The sequence below is a fragment of the Rhizobium sp. NLR22b genome, from assembly GCF_019685295.1.
In the GTDB taxonomy this organism is placed as follows: domain Bacteria; phylum Pseudomonadota; class Alphaproteobacteria; order Rhizobiales; family Rhizobiaceae; genus Rhizobium.
Genome location: NZ_JABDWM010000007.1, coordinates 121,175 through 141,935, shown reverse-complemented (window position 1 = coordinate 141,935; position 20,761 = coordinate 121,175). Strand labels below are relative to the sequence as shown.

General features: G+C 59.8%; 22 protein-coding genes, 1 tRNA gene and 1 pseudogene. 8 read left to right on the top strand and 16 right to left on the bottom strand.

Going from position 1 to position 20,761, the window contains the following annotated elements:
- Positions 1–12 precede the first annotated feature (12 nt).
- The 10 genes from HJC00_RS13530 to HJC00_RS13485 all read right to left on the bottom strand — a co-directional run bounded on the left by HJC00_RS13530 (position 13) and on the right by HJC00_RS13485 (position 8,860).
- Positions 13–1,581, bottom strand: coding sequence for a terminase TerL endonuclease subunit (locus HJC00_RS13530; RefSeq protein ID WP_221164170.1), 1,569 nt, complete (start codon positions 1,579–1,581; stop codon positions 13–15).
- Between the two features lie 29 nt (positions 1,582–1,610).
- A complete protein-coding gene (locus tag HJC00_RS13525) occupies positions 1,611–2,081 on the bottom strand; it encodes a phage terminase small subunit P27 family (RefSeq protein WP_221164169.1) in 471 nt (156 codons plus the stop codon).
- Positions 2,082–2,190: 109 nt separating this feature from the next.
- Positions 2,191–2,412 carry an HNH endonuclease gene (locus HJC00_RS13520; RefSeq protein ID WP_259672253.1) on the bottom strand — a complete coding sequence of 74 codons (222 nt, stop codon included), beginning with the start codon at positions 2,410–2,412 and terminating at the stop codon, positions 2,191–2,193.
- Between the two features lie 65 nt (positions 2,413–2,477).
- A tRNA-Ile gene (locus HJC00_RS13515) sits at positions 2,478–2,554 on the bottom strand.
- Positions 2,555–2,918: 364 nt separating this feature from the next.
- A complete protein-coding gene (locus HJC00_RS13510; RefSeq protein WP_221164168.1) occupies positions 2,919–3,917 on the bottom strand; it encodes a hypothetical protein in 999 nt (332 codons plus the stop codon).
- An 11-nt stretch (positions 3,918–3,928) separates the two neighbouring features.
- Complete coding sequence (locus HJC00_RS13505; protein WP_221164167.1) at positions 3,929–4,387, bottom strand: hypothetical protein; 459 nt, start codon at positions 4,385–4,387, stop codon at positions 3,929–3,931.
- Between the two features lie 189 nt (positions 4,388–4,576).
- Positions 4,577–6,691 (bottom strand): bifunctional DNA primase/polymerase, encoded by a 2,115-nt coding sequence (locus tag HJC00_RS13500; RefSeq protein ID WP_221164166.1) that lies wholly within the window; start codon positions 6,689–6,691, stop codon positions 4,577–4,579.
- Positions 6,663–6,929: a hypothetical protein gene (locus HJC00_RS13495; RefSeq protein ID WP_221102484.1), complete on the bottom strand. Its 267-nt coding sequence runs from the start codon at positions 6,927–6,929 to the stop codon at positions 6,663–6,665. Before HJC00_RS13495 ends, HJC00_RS13500 begins: the two co-directional genes overlap by 29 nt.
- A 17-nt stretch (positions 6,930–6,946) precedes the next feature.
- Complete coding sequence (locus HJC00_RS13490) at positions 6,947–7,315, bottom strand: hypothetical protein (RefSeq protein ID WP_221102483.1); 369 nt, start codon at positions 7,313–7,315, stop codon at positions 6,947–6,949.
- 471 nt (positions 7,316–7,786) lie between these two features.
- Positions 7,787–8,860, bottom strand: coding sequence for a site-specific integrase (locus tag HJC00_RS13485; RefSeq protein ID WP_221102482.1), 1,074 nt, complete (start codon positions 8,858–8,860; stop codon positions 7,787–7,789).
- Between the two features lie 114 nt (positions 8,861–8,974).
- Here HJC00_RS13485 and dusA point away from each other — a divergent pair, with 114 nt between their 5' ends.
- On the top strand, positions 8,975–9,997 hold the full coding sequence (dusA, locus tag HJC00_RS13480) for a tRNA dihydrouridine(20/20a) synthase DusA (RefSeq protein WP_221102481.1): 1,023 nt from the start codon (positions 8,975–8,977) through the stop codon (positions 9,995–9,997).
- Between the two features lie 135 nt (positions 9,998–10,132).
- Here the strand turns inward: dusA and HJC00_RS13475 are convergent, their stop codons facing one another.
- Positions 10,133–11,089, bottom strand: coding sequence for a S1C family serine protease (locus HJC00_RS13475; protein WP_221145344.1), 957 nt, complete (start codon positions 11,087–11,089; stop codon positions 10,133–10,135).
- A gap of 544 nt (positions 11,090–11,633) precedes the next feature.
- Here HJC00_RS13475 and HJC00_RS13470 point away from each other — a divergent pair.
- From HJC00_RS13470 to HJC00_RS13465, 3 genes are all read left to right on the top strand, one after another.
- The gene (locus HJC00_RS13470) at positions 11,634–12,470 is read left to right on the top strand and encodes an alpha/beta fold hydrolase (protein WP_210630914.1); all 837 of its coding nucleotides are present in this window, start codon (positions 11,634–11,636) and stop codon (positions 12,468–12,470) included.
- A gap of 47 nt (positions 12,471–12,517) precedes the next feature.
- Positions 12,518–12,751 (top strand): hypothetical protein, encoded by a 234-nt coding sequence (locus tag HJC00_RS33125; protein WP_405047651.1) that lies wholly within the window; start codon positions 12,518–12,520, stop codon positions 12,749–12,751.
- A gap of 189 nt (positions 12,752–12,940) precedes the next feature.
- Entirely contained in the window at positions 12,941–13,156 is a 216-nt protein-coding gene (locus HJC00_RS13465) for a hypothetical protein (protein ID WP_210630913.1), read from the top strand.
- 143 nt (positions 13,157–13,299) lie between these two features.
- On the opposite strand, the gene HJC00_RS13460 is transcribed toward HJC00_RS13465, so the two are convergent.
- Positions 13,300–14,274 (bottom strand): hypothetical protein, encoded by a 975-nt coding sequence (locus HJC00_RS13460; protein WP_221164165.1) that lies wholly within the window; start codon positions 14,272–14,274, stop codon positions 13,300–13,302.
- 386 nt (positions 14,275–14,660) lie between these two features.
- Here HJC00_RS13460 and HJC00_RS13455 point away from each other — a divergent pair, with 386 nt between their 5' ends.
- The gene (locus HJC00_RS13455; protein WP_221164164.1) at positions 14,661–15,149 is read left to right on the top strand and encodes a BA14K family protein; all 489 of its coding nucleotides are present in this window, start codon (positions 14,661–14,663) and stop codon (positions 15,147–15,149) included.
- Between the two features lie 139 nt (positions 15,150–15,288).
- Positions 15,289–15,576 (top strand): annotated as a pseudogene (locus tag HJC00_RS13450) (GNAT family N-acetyltransferase); the annotation flags it as partial.
- A gap of 13 nt (positions 15,577–15,589) precedes the next feature.
- On the opposite strand, the gene HJC00_RS13445 reads toward HJC00_RS13450, so the two are convergent.
- On the bottom strand, positions 15,590–16,111 hold the full coding sequence (locus HJC00_RS13445) for a helix-turn-helix domain-containing protein (RefSeq protein ID WP_210630910.1): 522 nt from the start codon (positions 16,109–16,111) through the stop codon (positions 15,590–15,592).
- 89 nt (positions 16,112–16,200) lie between these two features.
- Here HJC00_RS13445 and HJC00_RS13440 point away from each other — a divergent pair, with 89 nt between their 5' ends.
- The gene (locus tag HJC00_RS13440; protein ID WP_221164162.1) at positions 16,201–16,842 is read left to right on the top strand and encodes a dihydrofolate reductase family protein; all 642 of its coding nucleotides are present in this window, start codon (positions 16,201–16,203) and stop codon (positions 16,840–16,842) included.
- 116 nt (positions 16,843–16,958) lie between these two features.
- Here the strand turns inward: HJC00_RS13440 and HJC00_RS13435 are convergent, their stop codons facing one another.
- The 3 genes from HJC00_RS13435 to HJC00_RS13425 form a co-directional block, all read right to left on the bottom strand.
- Positions 16,959–17,318 (bottom strand): hypothetical protein, encoded by a 360-nt coding sequence (locus HJC00_RS13435; RefSeq protein ID WP_259672252.1) that lies wholly within the window; start codon positions 17,316–17,318, stop codon positions 16,959–16,961.
- Between the two features lie 17 nt (positions 17,319–17,335).
- Entirely contained in the window at positions 17,336–18,781 is a 1,446-nt protein-coding gene (locus tag HJC00_RS13430; RefSeq protein WP_221164161.1) for an adenylate/guanylate cyclase domain-containing protein, read from the bottom strand.
- A gap of 515 nt (positions 18,782–19,296) precedes the next feature.
- A complete protein-coding gene (locus tag HJC00_RS13425; protein WP_221145349.1) occupies positions 19,297–19,935 on the bottom strand; it encodes a TetR family transcriptional regulator in 639 nt (212 codons plus the stop codon).
- Between the two features lie 91 nt (positions 19,936–20,026).
- On the opposite strand from HJC00_RS13425, the gene HJC00_RS13420 reads away from it, so the two are divergent.
- Positions 20,027–20,680, top strand: coding sequence for an O-methyltransferase (locus tag HJC00_RS13420; protein ID WP_210630907.1), 654 nt, complete (start codon positions 20,027–20,029; stop codon positions 20,678–20,680).
- The last annotated feature ends 81 nt before the right edge of the window (positions 20,681–20,761 follow it).

The window sequence follows — 20,761 nt, the reverse complement described above, 5'->3', positions numbered from 1 at the left end:
GCATTCCTTGTTTCAATATTGCTGGTTGGGATCTAGGACGGCCCAAAAGGATGTAGCCTCGGCAGGCTTTTCGACTTCCCGGTACTTTAGGCCTAGCGCCTGACAGGTCGCGACCGCGCCGTCGATGCGAAAGCGCGTCTTAGTCTTGTCTAGCTTTCGATTGCCGGAAGGATCTGACACCACGATGGCGTTCGAGAAGCAAAAACCCAGCACAGGATTGCCATTGTGCTTGAATTTCCGGTTAATCACGGAAGCCTCAAGTGCATCAACGGCCGGCGCCATATCACGGAAGCCCTGCCCCCACGGAACAAGCCTGATTCCACCGCTCAGTTCATTGTCCTTGCCATCGATGTAAGCATCGACGCCGATGCGGACGAATTCGGCCAGCAGTTGCTCAATACGCCAACGGTCATAAGCGATGCCGACGATTTCGTAATCATCGCGGATCTGTGCGATTCGCTTCGCCACAAACCCGTAATCGACTATTCGGCCAGGCGGCGTCTCTAACCAACCCTCATCAGCCCTCGCCCAAACATCATACGGAGCGCGGTCGCGGTGAGCGTGGTCGTGAACCCATTCCTGTGGCTTCCAGTGCCATGCCCCGATGCGATCTTCAGCAAATTCGGCAGACACACCAACAAGAGCGGTCAAGTCTCCAACGGCCGACAGGTCGAGACCAAGATAGATCTTCTCGCCTGGCCGCAGCGTCTCGCCAGTCTGGCACGCCTTCCACTCTGATCGCGGGATCAGAGGCGAGTTCTGGTCTACACGCTGGTTTAGGTAAAGGTTGCGGAATGATGACTCCAATGTCTTCATTCGCGTGGCCTGAACGGCCAGCGCACGCAAGTCGTCGATAGATCGAAAGTCGCCAAGCGCTGGATTGGCTGCCCGCCATGCCGCCTCATCCATGATGTCGGCGTCATCATTGGCGCAATACAGATGCACCAGAACGGTGTTGTCGTCGGCTACAAGGGCGTCATCCACCAACTTAGAAAGCGGGTGCTCAGGATCTGGAGACTGCGTCGAGATGACAATCCCTAGGGGCTCCTTCCTGGCGCCCTGCGAGGTGTTCATGACCTCGTAAAGCTCCTGATCCTTTGCCTGCGCAAGCTCGTCATAGATCCAAACCGAAGGGTTTAGGCCGTGCTTCGTGCCGGCTTCCGCCGACAATGCGCGATAAAACGATCCGTTGCTCTTGCAGACGAGCGTCTTGGTCGATGGCACGACGGTTATTAGCCCGCCGCTTGCCGCGTCCAGCTCAGGATCCGCCTCAACAATCTGCCGGCAGAACTTGAAAACCTGGCCAGCCTGCTCTCGGTCAGTAGCCGCTGAATAAATCTCGCCGTTTACCTCAGATACCGGACCAACCAGATGAGCAAGCACGATGGCGGCAATTAGCGCGGTTTTTCCGTTTTTTCTGGCCACCGACAAGATAGCTCGACGTACTCGTCGACGGTTAGTTTCCGGGTGTTGTGGCGCGTAAAGGTCAACCACAAACTGCTTTTGCCATGGCCTAAGCCTGATGTATTCGCCCTGTCCTTCGCCGCTCGGCACTCGCAGTAGTTCGATGAAATCAATCACCTGTTGTGCGCGTGCCAGGCCGTCAGTCGTTACGCCGTCTCCGCGCTTCGCCCAATCAGGCCGCTGAACTTCGATGACTTCTTCTCCTCTGGAGGCGAAAGAGCTGCGCGTGACTTGGGGTCAAGTCCCAACCGATCGCCCATGGCCATCATTATGCGCGCCGCTTCATTCTTGATTTTGAACCATGGATTCGGCTGCTTGTTTCCTGTCGATCCATCAACGATGGCTGGTTCAACTGCCAGCGCGGAAACGGCCGACTTGTGATCCGCCCATGCCGCGGCATAGACCGCTATTGACCCGGTGTCAGTGGAAGCAAAATATCCTGGTGGCATGGCCGCCATAATCATTTTAAAGCAGGCCAGAGCGTCTCCTTGCAGATAGTTCGGAATGACTGTCTCGCCGGTCGGCTTGATCGATGGCGCGCGCTTCTTGCGCTTACCAGGATTGCCTTTCAGGGCCTGTATTTCTGGAGTTTCAGGCCGCGGTCCTCTCGCGCCCATTGCTCGCTCCTAGACTGCTCAAAAAATAATCTCAAAACTTGCGGCGTAACGCGTTCTTGTCCCCCGCCGGTCCCCGGAGCCGAAGGCCCTGAACATTGAATGGGGGGTGTCAGTCGACCGGCCATCCGTCCTCGCCGAATGTCTTCGTCGTCTGACCAAGCTCTTCACGTTGCTTCAATCGGCTGTGACATGAGGAGCATAATGGCTGCAGCGCGCCGTGCCAGAAGAGATCAGGATCCCCACGATGTGGAGTGATGTGGTCAGCAGTGTCAGCTACCACGATCTCTTCAACCTCTAGGCACTTAACGCAAAGAGGATGAGCCGCGAACAACTCCTGCCGTCTGCGCTCCCATCTAGCCAGCTTATACCAGCCACGCCATGGGCGCTGGTCGTCAGTGGTCGCAGGGGTCGGACTTGAACCGACGGCCTTCAGGTTATTAGCCTGATGAGCTACCATGCTGCTCTACCCTGCTGAAACGAAAGCGGCCGCTCAACACCGCGTATCGCAGTGGAGCAGCCGCATGATCGCCTATTGCTGCGAGAGGAGGCGCGCAACAGGCAATTGGAATTGATGGGGATGGCAACGAGCACCACGTGGGGCGTTAGCGCTGCCTTGATCCATCCCCGACTGATGCAGGAGTTTCAATTTCCTGCATCGCTGATTAGAGCCCGTTTACGCAGAAGCAGCCACGGTGCACGGCCAGATAGTTACGCCCACGTTCAGCGGCTGCACCCAACTGCAGCATGACGGAGCGGCGGACTTTGCCGCAAACGGTTTGGGGTGCAGCGATGCACCCTCTCAACCGTTGGCGACCTCAATGCGCGTGGCGCGACACCCTATGAGGCTTTGCGGACCGCGCGGTTATCGTTGGCTGCATTCCGGGACGCCAACCGCCTTGCGGCTTCTATCTCCAACAGCCGTTCACGAGCGTCTATTTCTTTCCATGTGACGGTGAGGGATGCGATAGCGGTACCAACCAAAGACTTCCCTACACCCACGGCATATCGCGCAGATGCACCACTGATGAGGCCCACCTCCTCGTAAGTCTTGCCGCCCAGGACAGCGTCCTCAAATGGGTCCACGAGAGGGCCGATTGATCTGCGAAGTTCGGCAAGGATTGGCTTGGCATCTATCTGCGCCACCAGAACTTCGTCAGTCACCTTGATGTGGAGGCTTTCCGATCTGATGCGGCTACCTTCCGCCGCATTATCGTTCGAGGCGACGACGACACGCTTCGAGGGTTCAGCGTGGGCGCCCTTGCTCTTCCTTATCTTCGATGAATATCTGATCTCACCATCAGCGATTACGGACCAGCCGCTAGCCCCCGCCTTATCAACGTCGGCTTCCGGCGTGAGCCGTTTACTGACGCGTACAACCTCGCCGCCATCCGCCCTGCTATAGTCCAGCCCTTTCAGCGGCTCGGCTTCACAGAGCGCGACCAGCAACCGGTATCGTCTAACAAGTTTGATGCCTTCTTCGTTCTTGTCTCGACGCAACGTCTCCAGGAGCGGGAAGTCCTCTGCTCGGCTTTGCACGGTGGCGGGGTCGCCCTTTGACTGCCGTTTAACGATCTTGCTTATTAACTTCGCCATGCGGCGTCTCTCCCCGTTTGCTCTCGCCTGGGCCGCAGCCCTGTTGGCGTTGCGCTCCCGAACCTGCTCTTCCGGTGAGCGCGTTATCAAAGTGGTCGCGGCTGGCTTCTTTGTTAATATTGGCTCCCATTGGCCGTTGACCTTGGCGAAGCGCGTGTTGGTTCGGTACGGGTGAGGCTCTTTGCCCGTGAACACGGTCCGGCCCGTAGCATCCAAAATCTCGTCGGTCTCTTCTGTCGCCATGTCTCCACCTCCTATTTTGTCCACTTAGGTTTCGGATCTTTGATCTTTTCCCGGATTGCCTCACTCCAAGGCGTGGGCTGGCCATCGGGACCTTCCATGAGCTTCGCCGCCTTCTCGCGCGCCAGCTTGAACGCGCCTAGCCTGGCCTCCTCCGCTTCGCGTATTGAGATTGACGTCGGCATGGTGGACTTGAGCCGCGCGTGCTGCGCCCCCAACGCGTCATACTTGGCGGTGAGATCCGCAAGTCGTGCTTCCAGGTGACGACGATCAGCAGCGGCTCGGTCTTGCTCTTCCTGCTGAACGTGCTCGACTATCCTAGCCCGGTAAAACTGGAGCGCCTCACCGATCATTTCTTCACGAGCCCCGGGAAGGTCGGAATCGCAGTTCTCGGTGATCACACGGATAACGAACCTCCGAAGATCCTCGCCTTTACGGATTGGATTGCGCATCATGAATGCTGTTGGGTTCACGGGTGTGGGCTCCTGTTCTCATCTTTGAGATGCGGCATGTCTTTTCCTTTCAGAGCGTGGGAGCGCTGCGGTGGTTTCCACCACCGCGAGGTGCTTCCACCTCGCCGGGGGTTGTAGGGGGAGAGGTGGAAGGGTCGGTGGAACGCGGTGGAAGGGTGGTGGAAGGCCGGTGGAAGGGTCGGTGGAAATTCACTCTTCGTCCCTTTTTCGTGAAAAATAATCATCCGCGGTGACGATTAGCCTCTGTCTTTGTTTCGAGGCCGGGCCTTCCCAAACCAGTTTGATTGCCCCATCCTCCAGGAGCCGCTGCATTGCAGCTTCGAGTGATTTCTTTGAAACGCCGCCGGCGCTTGGATGCTTCGCCATTTTCGCCGGTGCGAAGTTTGTCCCTGGCGACGCGCCGACATGCTGGCCGGTTCTCGAGAAGGTGCGAAGAAGATCGATGAAGGTCCTCTCTGCCTGCCGGTTAAGCAATCCGAGTGCTGGTGAGGACCCGGCCGCCTCGGGGACGAAACATCCGCTTTCCCATCGGAGCCGGATTTCGTTACCGACACTTGCGTAGTTGAGCTTTTTGTTCGTCAGAAACCGAAGATCGGTGTCGGCCTCCTTGTCATCGGACCGACTGAAATAGAGCATGCTGCGCGAGCTGTTTTTCCAGCCAGTGCTACCCGACGACCCTGTGCCCGATCGAATACCTTCTTGCGATGGATGCGCCAGAAGCATGATCGAGCAGTCCAACTCGATGGCCAACTTTCGAAGCATGCCGATAAATTGACGTGCTTGGCCGCGCTTGATCTCGTCGCCACCGAAAAGATCCGCGACAGTGTCGAGAACAATGAACCTGGGCTTGAAGCCGCGAGCGAGATCGGAAAACTGTGACCAGACCTTCGTTGGCTGCAAAACCCCCTTGCCGTCAGGGACGGCCAGCAGGGCATCCAAATCCGCCATTGGCACCAGCCGGAAATCGCTTAGGTCGGAGAGATGTCGCCCGTGTCCGCGGACGATATCGGCAAGCCGTCGATGGAACTCATCCTCTTCGTCCTCAGCGCCGAGATACAGAACCTTGCCAGGCTTGGGCGAAAGGCCTGCGGTATCTACCGCGAGCGCCGACGCGGCGCCGAACTGAAGCGCAAGCAGAGATTTACCCACGCCTCCGTCGCCGGATAGGATTGTCACCTGTCGGTGAGGTATCCAATCGGCGATAAACCATTCGCGAGGCGGCACTTCCTTGTCTTGCCAATCAGCCGGATTGACCACAGGCAATTCGGAAATGGTCGATGCGGGCGGGACGTTGTCATTAGCCGCTTCTAGCTTTTGAGCAGCTGATTTCTCTCTCGCTCGCTCGACCATCCGCGAGTGATCCATCGGGGGTGTGTTGTCAGCAACTTCTCGTTCCGGGATGTGCTTCGGTTTCAGTATGCCCGCGTCTAGCCCGCGCCGGATCTTGGCCCACGTCTCGCGCTCTCCATCCTTCTCAAGGACACCGTTGGCTTGCGCAGCGGCGTAGAGACCGGCCTCGGCTTCGGAGCGGTTCAAGAGATTGGCGCCGACAAACCGGCCAAGATTATAAGCCGAGGCGTTGACCTGGTGGCCACGACCGCCTGGCGCTGTCGACGCGAGGATGCGTAGCTCGTCGTCGACGCCTGCTTCCACGTAGCGATCGGTGGCGCGGGTACGATAGTCGAAGGTGTGACCCGGCGTCGGCGCCGACTGCTGCGGTGTCGCCAGCTTTATCAGCCACTCTGGCGCCTCAGCGATGTCGAAGTCGTTGTCCCAGGCATAGCGTCGGCCGTCGGCCATGACGCTGCCGGCAGCAATGACGTAGCCGCCCTCGCCTCGCAGATCGGCGCCAGGACCGATCGACGCTCGGTTCTTTACGTCGGAGCTATATTTCCAAAAATAGTGCCGGCCGCCGCTGGCCGTTGTGGCCGTGCGCGTGGGAGGAAGCTTACCGTGCATTGCCTCCATCTCGGCGAGCCAAAGGCGGCCGTCGGCATGCCCGGGCGGCACGTCGATGTCGAGAACCCACGCGCCGATCTTCTTTCCTGTGGGGATGCCTATCATGGCATCGGGGAAACGCGCCCACCACCTTCCGATAAGTGGCGCATTGAGGGAAGCGCCGTTTAGCCCGTTGGATATAAGAGGCGTCTTGGCGCCGCGAGTCTCGATCTCACCGGTCAGCGGGTCTGCGACATCTTCGGGAGCGTGGCGGCAGGGAAATACGGGCCACTGGAGACGGTTATATCCGAGCGCGATTTCGAGAGGGGATGGTACTTCAGGCTGCTGCAGTGCTGCTGCGGTCATCGGCTGTTACGAGCTCCAAGTAACTGTTGCGGGCGGCGTCGGTAATTGCTGCAGTCGTTTCCGGCGAGAATGTCACCGACCGGCGACCTCCCAGCGCCGTGGGCGCATAGGTCAGGAGTCGACCATCGGGCGCCATCAGCAGGCGCATTCCGCAGATCCTGATGTCATCGGTGATTTGCAGGTCGAAATTTGCGACGTGCTTCATCGCCCCGCCGCCCGGATCGGCGGCAGGCTTCATGTTGGCGACTATCATGGTCAGCCGACCAGCGCGTTGGTCAGCGGTCCGAAGTCTCTGGCGCCTCGGCCGCGATTCTTGGTTGCGAAGAAGCGGCCCTTGATTTCTCGGGTGTCATCTATGCGCTCCGATACGCCGCAAGCCGCGAGAAAAGCATCGAGCCGCGCTGATCGACGCTTGCCATCGCGATCGGTCAGGAACGTAAACGTTACCTCTTCCCGGTATCCAGCGCCGACAGGTTGGGCGTAGATGGTCAGGCGCACCAGTTCGTCAGCGTCATCGACGACGTCGACGTCGACAATCTGCCAGCCATACCATCCGCGAATTGCCGCCATGCGATCCGAGGCTTGACGCTCGACGATCGCGACGTCTTCGGGCTTCTCGATCATGGTGAATGCGATGACTTCGGTTAGGGACGGACCTTGAATGTCAGAAACGCGCATGTCTCTCCTCCTCGCCGGCGCGCGGCCGGTCGGCAAATTGGTGGTGATGTGGTGGCGGAAGCTATGTCGGCAGAGCTGGCTGAATTGTCCAGAATTGGCCGGCGGCGCTCTCAGGCAACGCGAAGAGCTGCTCGGTTGTTATCGTTATTGAAGTCGTAAACGGCCGTTCGACGCTGCGACGCAAGGAAAGCGTCCAGATCTGATAGAAGATAAATGACAGATCCACCGACCTTCAAATATACGGGTCCCGATCCGTTAAGACGAGATTTGTTCAGCCAGGATGGAGACTTACGGATGTACTTCGCAGCCTCGGCCGTATTCATTTTCTCAGTTGACATGTATTCGACGCACTCCTTCATTGCTGATGCCGATGAAGAAAGCCTGATGTAAACATACAAAAATGTCAAACGCTGTCAGCTACGAGCAGATGCTGTCTAACCATTTCCAATTTTCGAATTTGTCACCCACCTCGCGGAGGTGGCTATACCGCTGCAGGCTGCTCCACGACTTGTGCCCGCTCACGCTGGCCGCCAGCGGAATTGTCCGCCCCGTCTCAAACAAACGCGACACGCCTTCATGGCGGAGATCATGGAATCGCAGGTCGTCGATCTGCAACGTGTGGCAAGCGCGCGTAAAGGCGGCGCTGATAGCATCTGTCCCGTAGGGAAAAATTCGGTCCTTCTTCTTCGGCATTGTTTCGATGATCCGCAAAGCCTCTGGCGGAAGCTCGACCCATACGTCATTTCCCTTTTTCTGTCCGGGATGCTTCATGTCGCGGACGAGGACGCGCCCGTGAGCTTTGTCGAGATCCGCCCAGGCAATACGCGTGATCTCCTCCTGCCGACGAGTTGAGAATATCGCGAATGCGATGATTTTGTGCATTGGTGCAGACTGTGGCGCCCTTGTCTGCCTTTCGACAAAGAACTCCATGAGGAGGTCGAGCTCGGCCAACGTCGGGCGCCTGTCTCGCTTGTCTGACTTCGAAGTCGTTCCCAGATCGCGCAGTACGACTTGAGCGTCGCGCATCGCGGATTGGTCCAACTGCATCCCCCAAGCCGGCTTTGCGATGCGGAAGATCGCGGCCAGGTGCGAAATGTAATTGCCGACCGTTTGTGGTTTGCGACCTCCGCTCAAGAGCTCTTGGGCGAACGCCACGATGTCGCCGCTACGGATGCTGCTGCAATCCATCCCGGCAATGGCGAAATCCTTGATGGTCTCCAGCACTTGGGCCTTCGTGCGCCCGATCTCGCTCTTTTCATTATTATATCGATCAATAGCGTCAGCGAGGGTTGACGTCTTGGCAGTGACCTTGTCCAGCCCACCTGGCCGGTCGAGCTCGGACTCGCGGAAGCGGATCCACGCCTTGGCTTCCCGCTCCCGGTCGAAAGTCTTGGCCTCTCGCCAGACAATCGCCCCGCCTTTCTTTCGCAGGATCTGCGCTGTATAAGCTGTGCTACCGTCTTTACGCTTGCGGGCGTTGATGGTTCCCATCGGGTACGACTTTCTGAGCTATAGGTACGATTTTGTTGTACCAAACACTGAAAAATCGTGCAAGAGATGGAAAACGACTGACAAAACTGGAAAGGTCAAAGCGGGGTTACTCGATTGAATTTCTATGAAAAATCCCGGAAAGTAGGGGCTCCAGTGTTTGCGGTCGCCCCGATGATCGACTGGACGGATCGGCATTGCCGTTATTTCCACCGCCAGATCAGCCGGCAGGCGCTGCTCTATACCGAGATGGTGGTGGCCGACGCCATCATCCATGGTCCGCGCGAGCGGTTGCTCGGCCATGACGCCGCCGAGCATCCGCTGGCGCTGCAGCTTGGCGGCTCGGATCCGCTCAAACTCGCCGAGGCGGTGAAAATCGCCGAACCCTATCGCTATGACGAGATCAACCTCAATGTCGGCTGCCCGTCCGACCGCGTGCAATCGGGCACCTTCGGCGCCTGCCTGATGCTGACGCCGGAGACGGTGGCCGAATGCGTCGCGGCGATGAAGGCGGTCGCCACCGCGCCGGTGACGGTGAAATGCCGGATCGGCGTCGACGAGCAGGCGCCGGAAGAGGCGCTGCCGGAACTCATCACGCGCGTTCTCGATGCCGGCGCCGACGCGATCTGGATCCATGCCCGCAAGGCCTGGCTGAAGGGCCTGAGTCCTAAGGAGAATCGCGAGATCCCGCCGCTCGACTACGAGATCGTCTACCGGATGAAACAGCGCTGGCCCGATGTGTTCATCGGCATCAACGGCGGCATCCGCACGCTCGACGAGGCCGCCGAGCATCTCGCCCATGTCGACGGCGTCATGCTCGGCCGGGCGGCCTACCAGAACGCGACGATCCTCGCCGACGTCGACCGGCGCTTCTTCGGCGCGCCGGCGGCCGAGCCCGACTGGCAGGCGCTGTGCGACCGGATGATGGCTTATGCCGAGCGCCATATCGCCGGCGGCGGCCGGCTGCAGCAGGTGGCCCGCCACATGGTCGGCCTCTTCACCGGCCTGCCCGGGGCACGGCGCTACCGCCAGATCCTCTCTACCGACGCGGCAAAAAGCGGTGCCGGACCGGAGGTCTTGGCGGCGGCTTTCGCGGCAGTGGACTTTTCCGGCATGGAGACGGAGGCGGTCAGCGCCTGACGTGACGGAACGGTGTCTCTCTTTCACCGGCAAGTCATGGCTGGCGCCTGGAGCGCGCCTTCTCAACGAGCCAGTCGCGGTCGCGCGCTCATTTGGTAAGCTGCGGCTGCCGGCAACGTTCCGTGGCAACAGTCATCATGACCGCGGCATTGGCAGCAATGTCTTCTTCTCAATCCGGCCGGCTACCGAGAAAACCAAAATCTCCGTCTCCCTGCCGATCCTGCTGCCATCCATCAACCTGACGATATCGTCGACGCCGCCGACCGGGCTGCTGTCGATGGCGAGGATGTAATCGCCCTCTTGCAGCCCGCCCTTTGCCGCCGGCCCCTCCGGTTCGACCCTGCGGACGCGGACGGATGTCGTTTGAACCATACCCGCCGCGAGTGCGACCCGTCGCGGCAGCACGATCGTGTCGCCTGCTATGCCGATAAAGGCGCGCCTGACCTGGCCATAGCGAAGAAGCTCCGACACCACGAAATTGGCCGTGTTCGATGCGACGGCAAAGGCGATGCTCTGTGCACCCTGGATGACGGCGGTATTGACGCCGATAACCTCGCCGCCGGAAGACACCAGCGGCCCGCCGGAATTGCCGGGATTGAGCGCGGCATCGGTCTGAATGACATCCTCCATCAGCCGGCCGCTGGCCGCCCGCATCGACCGACCGAGCGCCGAGACGATACCGGCAGTGACGGTCCATTCGAAGCCCAGCGGATTGCCGATCGCGATCGCGATATGGCCCCTGCGCAGACGCTGGGAATCGCCGAGTCTCGCCCAGGCGCCGGTGCTGGCATTGGCCCGAATAAGCGCGATATCGGTATCGATATCCCGACCGAGCACCCGGCCTTCGGTGACGAATCCGTCAGGCGTCGTGATGCGAACCACCTTGGCGTCGTCGACGACATGGCTGTTGGTAATGATCAGTCCGTCGGGCGATACGGCAAAGCCCGACCCATGTCCCTGCCGGCCTCCCACCCGCTCGATCCGGCTGACCGCCGGGCCGACCACGTCGACTGCTCCTGCGATCGACTGCGAATAGGCATCGATCAGCGCCCCGTCTTTCTGGGGCACTATATCCTTATCCATGTAACCCATGTGTTGATCCTCAGGCGGCAGACTTCCCGCCGCCGGCAAAGCAATCGCGGATGCGATCGTCGCCATGACGTTGTTGTGAGGGATTAGATGGTTGGGCGTCGATCCCTGTTCAAGTGAGCGTCAGCGCGCTTCATCCGGCACAAGGTAATGGTGGGCGGAACACACCTACCCGAACGTATAGATTGAACGAACCGGAATAACGTGGCTCATTGCGGACATTGCCCGTTAGCTCGGCCGCCTATACTGCGCTGCCGAGCTACCGTGATCAAAGAATGTCGCGGCGCGAAAGCAGTCGGGTAAGGACCGCCCTATTGCGTCGCCGTCACCGGTTAACAGGGCTCTGAGGGTTCTGGCAACTGATCATGCAAACTTCTGTCATATCAATAGAGTAAAACGAGGCATTCAATAAGAACATCATCATATTGTCGCTTCCATCCCCCAGCGCGACTTTCTTATCCTGTCATTGGCGTCACGGCGCTCGTGGCGCTGCCAATCCCGCCTGCAGCAGCCTGTTTAGTCAGATCCAACCACAAGGAGCCATGAGATGAGCACAGTTACAACGAAGGACGGCGTCGAGATTTTCTACAAGGATTGGGGGCCGAAGAGCGCCCAGCCGATCATGTTCCATCACGGCTGGCCGCTGTGCTCCGACGACTGGGACGCGCAGATGCTCTTCTTCCTCGACAAGGGTTACCGCGTCATCGCCCATGATCGGCGTGGCCACGGCCGCTCCACCCAGGTGGCCGACGGCCACGATATGGATCATTACGCTGCCGATGCCGCAGCCGTCGTCGATCATCTCGATCTCAGGAATACCGTCCATGTCGGCCATTCCACCGGCGGCGGCGAAGCGACCCACTATGTCGCCCGCCACGGCCAGCCACAGGGCCGAGTCGCCAAGCTCGTCATTATCGGCGCCGTTCCGCCGATCATGGTAAAAACCGATGCCAATCCCGGCGGCCTGCCGATCGAAGTCTTCGACGACCTGCGCAGACAGCTCGCTGCTAACCGCGCCCAATTCTATCATGACCTTCCCGCCGGCCCGTTCTACAGCTTCAATCGGCCGGGGGCGAAAGTGTCGGAACCGGTCATCAACAATTGGTGGCGCCAGGGCATGATCGGCGGCGCCAAGGCGCATTACGACGGTATCAAGGCCTTCTCGGAAACCGACTTCACCGAAGACCTGAAGATCATCACGGTTCCGACCCTCGTCATGCATGGCGACGACGACCAGATCGTGCCGATCGCCGACTCCGCGTTGCTTTCGTCGAAACTTCTGCAGAATGCGACGCTGAAGGTCTACGAGAAATTCCCGCACGGCATGTGCACGACCCATGCCGATATCATTAATCCCGACATCCTCGCCTTCATCAAAGGCTGATCCGACGTGTCGCCGGGCGCTGGGAAGGCGTCCGCCGGCCGCGCTGCATTTCGGCAAAACGGTTTTATCATGAAACCGTTTTCGTCGATTTGCGTTTAGCCGCCATGACAAGAGAACGTGAACCCTCATCAAAGGCTTACCGTCAGGATCGTTTCGAAAATACCGAGCGAGCCGCAAAGGAAACCATCGAGGCGGAGCAGCGGGCTCGCCGGGAAAAGACCAAACGCCTGAAAGAGTTGCGCCTGTCGCAGCAGGGCGGTAAGGATCCCGCGGCCAAATAGAGATCTTCTCCCCGCCTATTCCATCAGGTCGAGGCGCCGATTGATTTCAACTTGATCCCTTGGCGTCGCGCCTGCCGTGGCTGCCATATTGTTCTGATTTCGGACGTTCGCCCATCTTGCAGAGCAAAGGCTGCGAAATTATCTTTTTGCACAATAGCGATTCACGGCATCCCAAAAGGGCTGATTGCGATGTCAGACAAGCTTTTCAGCACGCGTGACGAACCACTCGCCTCCGCAGATCTGGATATTTGCAGGCGTGTGCATGAAGCCCTGTGTAGCGGGCTCGATATTGACAGATCAGGCGGGGACGCCGATCGTCTCGGAGCTCTGATCATCGAGCTTTATCGGCAGGGTGTGCATGATGAAGACCAGCTTCGACTGCTTGCTGGTGGGAAGCGCGTCTGACCGCGCGCGTCAGTTTCCTCGCGAAACCTCTGCCCATGATCCCCGCTTCAGACGCACAAAGGGCGCGCTAACACTCTGAATCTATGTATCGGCTCGAAAATCTATTCCGATTTCGAGCCGATACGCTAGCCATTTCCGGTGATTTAGAGGCCGGTCGCCTCGGTACTCGTTGCTGTGGCCGAGGTTTCGGTTGAATCGACAGCCGGCGCCGACTCGGTCGTTCCCGATAATTCTTCCGTGCTGCCCGTCTCGGCTTCCGGCGTTTCTGCGGTCGCGCTAGGATCTGTCGTCTCGCTCCCCTCGGCGGTTTCGCCAGTCGGAGTCTCGGTTGCCGGAGTCTCCGTCGTCGGGGTCTCCGCCACCGGTTCTTCCGCGACCGGCGCCGCAGCCGCCAACGCGTCTCTCATCTGATCGATCGTGCCGACAGCCGTGCCGATGCCGAGCGTATCCTTGGCCCAGGCCAAAGCTTCGGGGCTGAGCGTGCCCGTCTTGGTCGCCGAAGCCAGTGCTGCCGTCAGAGCGGCGTCGCCGAGAACAGGATCGTCCGCGGGCGGCTCAACGCCATTAGCCAATTCATATTGCGCATAGGCGGTAGCATAGGCCGAAATCGCTGCCATCTTGGGGTCTGCGGTATTCATCAGCGCGTGGTAATTGCGCTTCAGCGAATTCAGTCCCGCGAGTTCCGCCGTGGGCTTCTTCGCGGGCCGAGTCGCAGGCGCTGCGGCGATAGTCGTCTTCTTGGCCGCGCCTTTCGTGCTGACGGTCTGCTTGGTCGTTTTCGTCTTGCCGGCTTGGACCGACTTGCCCGAAGTTTTCGCACTGCGGCTGCCGGTCGTCTTACCGCTGGAGCTGGCGCTATCCTTTCCGCCGCCGCTCTTGCTGCTGCCGCCACTGTGGCTGCCGCTGCTTCCACCGCCGCCGCCATGGCTGCCGCCGCCACCACCGCTGCCGCCGTTACCACCACCGCCACCACCCCCGCCGTGACCACCACCGCCGTTGCCGCCACCGCCACCACCTTTTGCGAAGGCGGGCGATGTATCGGTAAAGACGATGTTGAGAGGCGCAAGCGCAAGGCTGGTGGATAGACAGAGAAGGCCGATGATTCTGGAAAGCTGCATGGTAGTCTTTCTGACATTAAGGTGACGCGTTACATGTCAGGTATTGAAGCAGCAGCTCCATAAGAACCAGTTTAAGATCTCCTTGCAATTTGAACTTCCTGCGAATTCCGGTCGTCCTGGCCGAGAGTGGGAGGCTTATCCCTTAGCAGATCCCATTTCCCCGCCCACGCCTCGACCCCTGGAAGACCTGATGCGTCCGCTCAAATGAGATAATGTCCGTTGCGCGCTTTCAGAGAGGCGGCCCTACCACCGTAACGATCGCAATAGCACGGCCGCCCAGTCTCATTGCGTTAGCGGATACGCACATAGGTCGCTGTTCAGAATTCCCAAATGAAACTTATTTTCTCAATCCGCGTTGTCCTTCCATGTGTGTCCTGGTGAGTGAGATGAAAAGATTGGCCATCATTGCTCTGTCGATAGGGACGGCATTCTCCGGAATGCCGGCATCCGCAGGCCCAAACTTCGTGCCGAGTCCGGTACAACAGGCGGCGCAGCCGGCACAGGCAACTACCGATGCTCGAATTATGACTGTCGGTTGCAGCAGGTTCTCGATCGTCTGTTCACACTACGGCGACCGCCCCAGATATTATGGCGACCGACGTTACTACCGTGGTCGTCACGACTATCGTGACGACCGCTACGGCTGGGACCACCGTTATCACCGCCACTGGCACCACCACGACAACACCGGCGCCATCATCGGCGGCCTGGCGGCAGGCGCCCTCATCGGCGGCATAATCGCCTCGCAGTCCGGCGCCTACAGTTCACGTGGTTACAGCTCGCATGCTGAATATTGCTACGCCCGCTATCGGTCGTACCGCGCCTCGGACAACACCTACCAGCCTAACTACGGCCCACGCCGCCAGTGCCAGTAAATTCAGTCAGCCGGTACTGAGAGAAGGCCCCGCCCGTTGATGCGGTGCTTTCTGCTGCCACGGAAACGCTTCCCATCAGCGCTCTGTCGTGCTTGTTTCCCCAAGATCTTTCCGAACGGCTGCATCTGCAAGGTGATCTATGACATCAGCAGACGCCATGACGCCGCCCGCCAGCCGCGTCGTCCTGCTTGCGCCCGAACTGGATAACCTCACGGGCTTCGAAGCCGCGCTCGCCGCCGGCTGGTCTTCAGATCCCCGTCGTGCCAGCGATCAAGCCTATATCCGCTGCGAACTCCAGCGGCTGCGCCAGGACCGACCAAAATTCCTCGACGATCTCAATGTCGGCGGCAAACCGCGCATTGTGTCGGGACCGCTGCTGACAGTCCTTCTCTTCTGGATCTGGGACGGCGAATTCTACGGCAACATGCCCTTCGCCTAAATCACGCCACCTCAGCCGCCATCTTCTCCCGCACCTCCAGAAACGCCGCCGTCAATCGCGTCAGCACCGGCGAGGTCACTGTCCCGTTCGCCCCGCCGATCGGATCAACGATGTGGATCTGCCGGAGATCCTCCATGAATTCGTCCCAGAGCGGCTGACCGCCCTCTTCCAGCAACTCGGCGCGGATGCTGAGATCCTCGCTCACCGGCAGGTGACGCCTGCCCCAGGCGCCGATCATGGCGAAGAGGGGAACGAGCTGGATCGCCGGCTCCGTCAGGCTGTAGATTGCTTTCTGGCTGTGGCTCGGATCGTCCCGCTTGCTGATGAAGCCGAGCGAGAGCAGCCGCTTCAGCCGCGCCGCCAGGATATTGGAGGCGATCCCCTCCTCCGAATGATTGAGCAGATCGCGGAAATGCCGGCGGTTGCCGAACATGATGTCGCGGATGATAATCAGACTCCATCGGTCGCCCAGCACCTCCATCGTCAGGTTGATCGGACAGCCGGACCGCAATTCTATATCCACCAAGCATCTCCTGCAGAAACCAGTTGCATTATAGGATTACTTATGCGAGATAACAACTAGTTTCAATTCGCAATCAGATGGAGGAAAGCATGTCCAAGGTGCGCGTCGCGGGTTTTTCCGTTTCCGTGGATGGCTTCGGCGCCGGGCCGGAGCAGGGCCTGAATGATCCGCTCGGAAAGCGCGGATCGGAAATGTTTCAGTGGTTCTTCCACACGCGCACCTTCCGCGCGATGATGGGTAAGGACGACGGTTCCACAGGCATCGACGAGGATTATGCGTCCCGCGCCATGGCCAATTTCGGCGCCTTCATTCTCGGGCGCAACATGTTCGGCCCGATCCGCGGCGAATGGCCCCACGATGCCTGGAAAGGCTGGTGGGGGCCGAACCCGCCCTATCACGCGCCGACCTATATCCTCACCCATTATGCACGCGAACCGCTCGTCATGGAGGGCGGCACCACCTTCCACTTCGTCACCGGCGGCATTCATGAGGCGCTCGATCAGGCGAAGGCGGCGGCCGGCGATAAAGATGTGAAGATCGGCGGCGGAGTGGCGACCGTCCGCCAATATCTGCAGGCGGGTCTGATCGACGAGCTGCATTTCGCTGTGTCGCCCGTCGTGCTCGGCAAGGGCGAAGCAATGTTTGCAGGCATCGATCTTCCTGCGCTGGGCTTCCGCGTCACCGAGCATGTCGCCAGCGAAAAAGCCACGCATCTCGTGCTGGCGAAATAACCGAGCCGCCGGTTCAGTCCGGCGATCTCTCCGGCGCGAGCGCCGCCGGAAACACATTCATCCCGGCGCCTGGACGAGGCGGCTGTGCAAGGCCGTCTCGCCCGGTGTCAACGGCGTCACATTTTGCCCATGCTTTTCAGGGCGTTTTCCATGTGCATCTTGCAGTCGTCCATCTTGTTGGCCGTCATGGAATCCTTGGCCATCATCATCTCCTTGGAGGCCATTTCCTTCTTTTCCTTCATGGCTGGATCGGTCATGGCGTCCATGTCGGACTGCATTTTCATTATCGACGCCTCGTCGCATTTCATCATCGCGTCCTGTGCAAGGACGGGCAGTGCGGATGCGGCGGCGACAACGATGGCTGCAGCTGTGCGTTTCAACATCGTATTCTCCTCCTTCTGGGCAGCATTGCCCGTTGCAAATGGTGAAATGCATGTGCCCAAGAAGGTGCCGCGGCGCGGGATGAAGTCATGCATAAATCAAGGACGTGAGATTAGCCCGGCATCACCCGGTAGACGCATGCCATCCCCTCCACGCCCCGAAGCGGAGCCTCGAAGGCGACCAGCCTGTGGCCGGAGAGCAGCCGGCTGACGTCAGGCGCCGAAAACAGGGCTTCGGATAGACAGATCTCGCCGGCCTCGGCCAATGACTGCACTCGTGCCGCGACATTGACGGTCTGCCCGAAATAATCGAGGTTGTCGTTCAAGGTCACGGCGATCGACGGGCCGCAATGGGCGCCGATCTTCAGGATGATGCTGGGATCGCCATGCTCGCCGTTGAAGCGCTCGATTTCTTCAAGCATATGCAGAGCAGCCGAGATGGCGTCGCTCGGGCGGGAGAAGGCCGCCATCACCGCGTCGCCGATCGTCTTGACGATTGCGCCCGAATGCTCCTGCACCGTGGCGCCGAGCAGGGCGAAATGTTCACGCACCAGTGCATAGGCATTAAGATCGCCGAGCCGCTGGTACATCGCGGTCGAACCCTTGAGATCGGTGAACAGAAGCGTCACCTGGCGGATGCCGAGGCCCTCCCTTTCATCAACGCATTCGGAGCGAAACAGCCGCCGAAATGTCTGGCGCGCAAGCAGCATTCCGCCCGACATGTAAGGATCGAAATCGAGAACAGGCTTGATGGCCTGCGCCAGAATCTCGGGGGGCCAGTTGATGAGAAGCAGCGAGCCACGCACGGCAGCCGAGTTCTCGACTTCGACGATGACCGGACCGGGCCGAACCGCTGAGGACGAGCGGCAAAAATGCCGACCGTCGTACCCGATCCTGAGGAGTGCCGGCGCCGTAACGGGCTCGCCTGCCACCGGTAGCGCAAAGCTCGCCTGGGTCTCTACATTGAGGCCGGCAAGCGCACCTGGGCCGAGTTCAGCCCTGATCGTCGTGACTGAACCCGGCGCCAGGAAGGAAAGGCCGCGTACCAGCCCTTTCAACACGTCGAGAAAGCGGACCTGCTGACCGGGCAGTCGCGCATCGCTGAGAAACCGTGCCTTCCAGTGAAAATCCTCGACCGAGAGCGAGCCGGGATCGTGAAAAGACAGCCGGCGCAGTTGCGGCGACACTGTGAAGGTGACCTCGATGAAATCGTCGAGGTCGGTTTCGCCGGAGACGTCGCACAGGCCGCAGACATAGTGCGTCTTCAGCGTTCTCAAGGCGCCGAAACTGTCGAGCACCATTCCGGATTGGGGACACACGACGTCCCAGCGCATCTCGAACAAACCGCTGCGCGTCGCATGGAGAAAGAGATCGATGCTTTCCGCCTCCGAAATGGCGCCGTCGTGCGCGAAAGCCAGCGGGTTGATGCGGTAGAGGGACAGATCGTCACCGCTGCGGATCAGGCTTTCGAATTTGGCGATGCCCCGCGGACTCCAGGACCGGGCCTGCCGGATCTCGGTCATCTTGCTCTCGAGGAGCCGTTCCTGAACGTCAGTCATCTGACGCCTCGCAAAGTTCGGCCGGTCCATGCGACCGGGATCGCCGCGATTATAACAGACGCTCGTCCGGGCGGATCAAACGGAGCCTGGCCAAGCAGAAGTCTTACGGATTAGCCCGGTAAGGCGACGCCAGGGTTTCAGAAGCTTTTCCCGCTCGACATCGCCCAATCTCGGCATTCGCTGTCTGCGACATCCTACCTGCGTCAGCGGACCAGAACGCTCGGCAGTCCTGTTCTCGACTTGTCGTCAACCAAGCGTGTCCAAATAGCTGTGGCATTGCTGCAGAATGAGCGTAGAGAAAGGACGCCGCGCCATCACCGTTGCCATCGATCTCGTTCAGATGGACATCGCCCAGGACGGGCTTTTTGTCGAACTGTCGAAGCAGTTGGACCATCAGTAGAAAGCAGAAATCGGTCCATCAGGGCTGCCCCCTGCGCCGTGATAGGGTTGCGATAATCCGTGGGCGGCTCGCAGAAAGCCTCTCATTTGCCGTGATGCGGTCCTTTGTTAGGAGTTCACAGTGTCCCGGATTCGAGCTTTTCGAGGTAGGCTGCGAACATCTCGGCCATGGCTTCGGCGTAGGTTTCGATCTCGCTCAAGCTTCGGGGAGCCTCCGAGAACTGCTTGCCCACCGTGGCGAGCGTCGTGACGATCAGGTCACCGGCAAGTGCCCGGCTTGCCTCCGAGACCGATGGCAGCACCTCCTCCATGAACAGCCCGATGATGCGGTCTCCCGACGCCCTCGCCGCCTGCGCCTCCGGCGCATCGCGATAGAGCGGCGCTGCGTCGTGAAGCGCCACTCGCATCGCCGCCTCCTCACACTCGGAGCGAAGAAAGGCGTGAACGAGGCTGCGCAGCCGTTCGAACGGCGGTCGTTGTGCATCGGCAAGAATATCGGCGAGCATGCCGTTCGTCTGCCGCCATTCGTCGCTCTGCAGCCGGAAGAGGATTGCCGCCTTGTTGGGGAAATATTGGTAGAGCGAACCGATACTGACGCCCGCCCTCTCCGCTACCCTCGCCGTGGTGAAGCGATGGGCTCCCTCACGCGCCAAAACCTGAGCAGCAGCATCGAGGATCGCCGCCACGAGCTCCGTCGAGCGGGCCTGCTTAGGCTGCTTTCGTGAAGAAATCCGGGTACTTGGCCGGTCGCTCATGGCGGCGCTCCGCAATGCGATTGGAAAACGCGAGGGAATATTCGTATTTTTCACCCAGCGCAAGAACCTCATCATTCCAAGGAGCCCTCCAATGACGACACTCACCACCGCGCCGCTCGCGCCTCTCCTCCACCGCCTGTTCGAAGAAGCCGCTGCGGCGACGAGCCCCGCCATATCCGAGCTTTCCAGCGAGGAGAGGATGCGCCTGATCAGCAGCAAGACGGAATATCTCGACCTTTACGGGCGCCTGAGGGATCTCTGGCTTCCTGTCTCGCGCGAGGCCGGCACGCTGCTCTACATGCTGGCGCGCAGCTGCCGTGCTCAAACGATCATCGAGTTCGGCACATCCTTCGGCATCTCGACCCTCCACCTTGCTGCAGCACTGCGCGACAATGGCGGCGGCCGGCTGATCACCAGCGAGTTCGAACCGTCGAAACTGAGGCGGGCGCGCGAAAACTTGACGGCTGGCGGCCTCATCGACCTTGTCGAAACCCGTGAGGGAGATGCCCTCCACACCCTCGGCACCGATCTTCCTGATACCATCGACCTCCTGTTTCTCGACGGCGCCAAGGGCCTTTATCGTGACATCCTGGAGCTGGTAGAAGACCGACTTCGACCGGGTGCCCTCATCGTCGCTGACAATGCCGACCTCAGTCCCGAATATCTCGCCCGCGTTCGCTCCGCCGCCGCTGGCTATCTGTCCGTCCCGTTCGAAGAGGACATCGAGCTGTCGATGCGCGTCTGAGGATATTCGCAACTGGCTCCGCGCCCTCACCCTTGGATGTCCCGCAACGCCATCAACGGTGAGGCCGCGCCGCCGCGCACA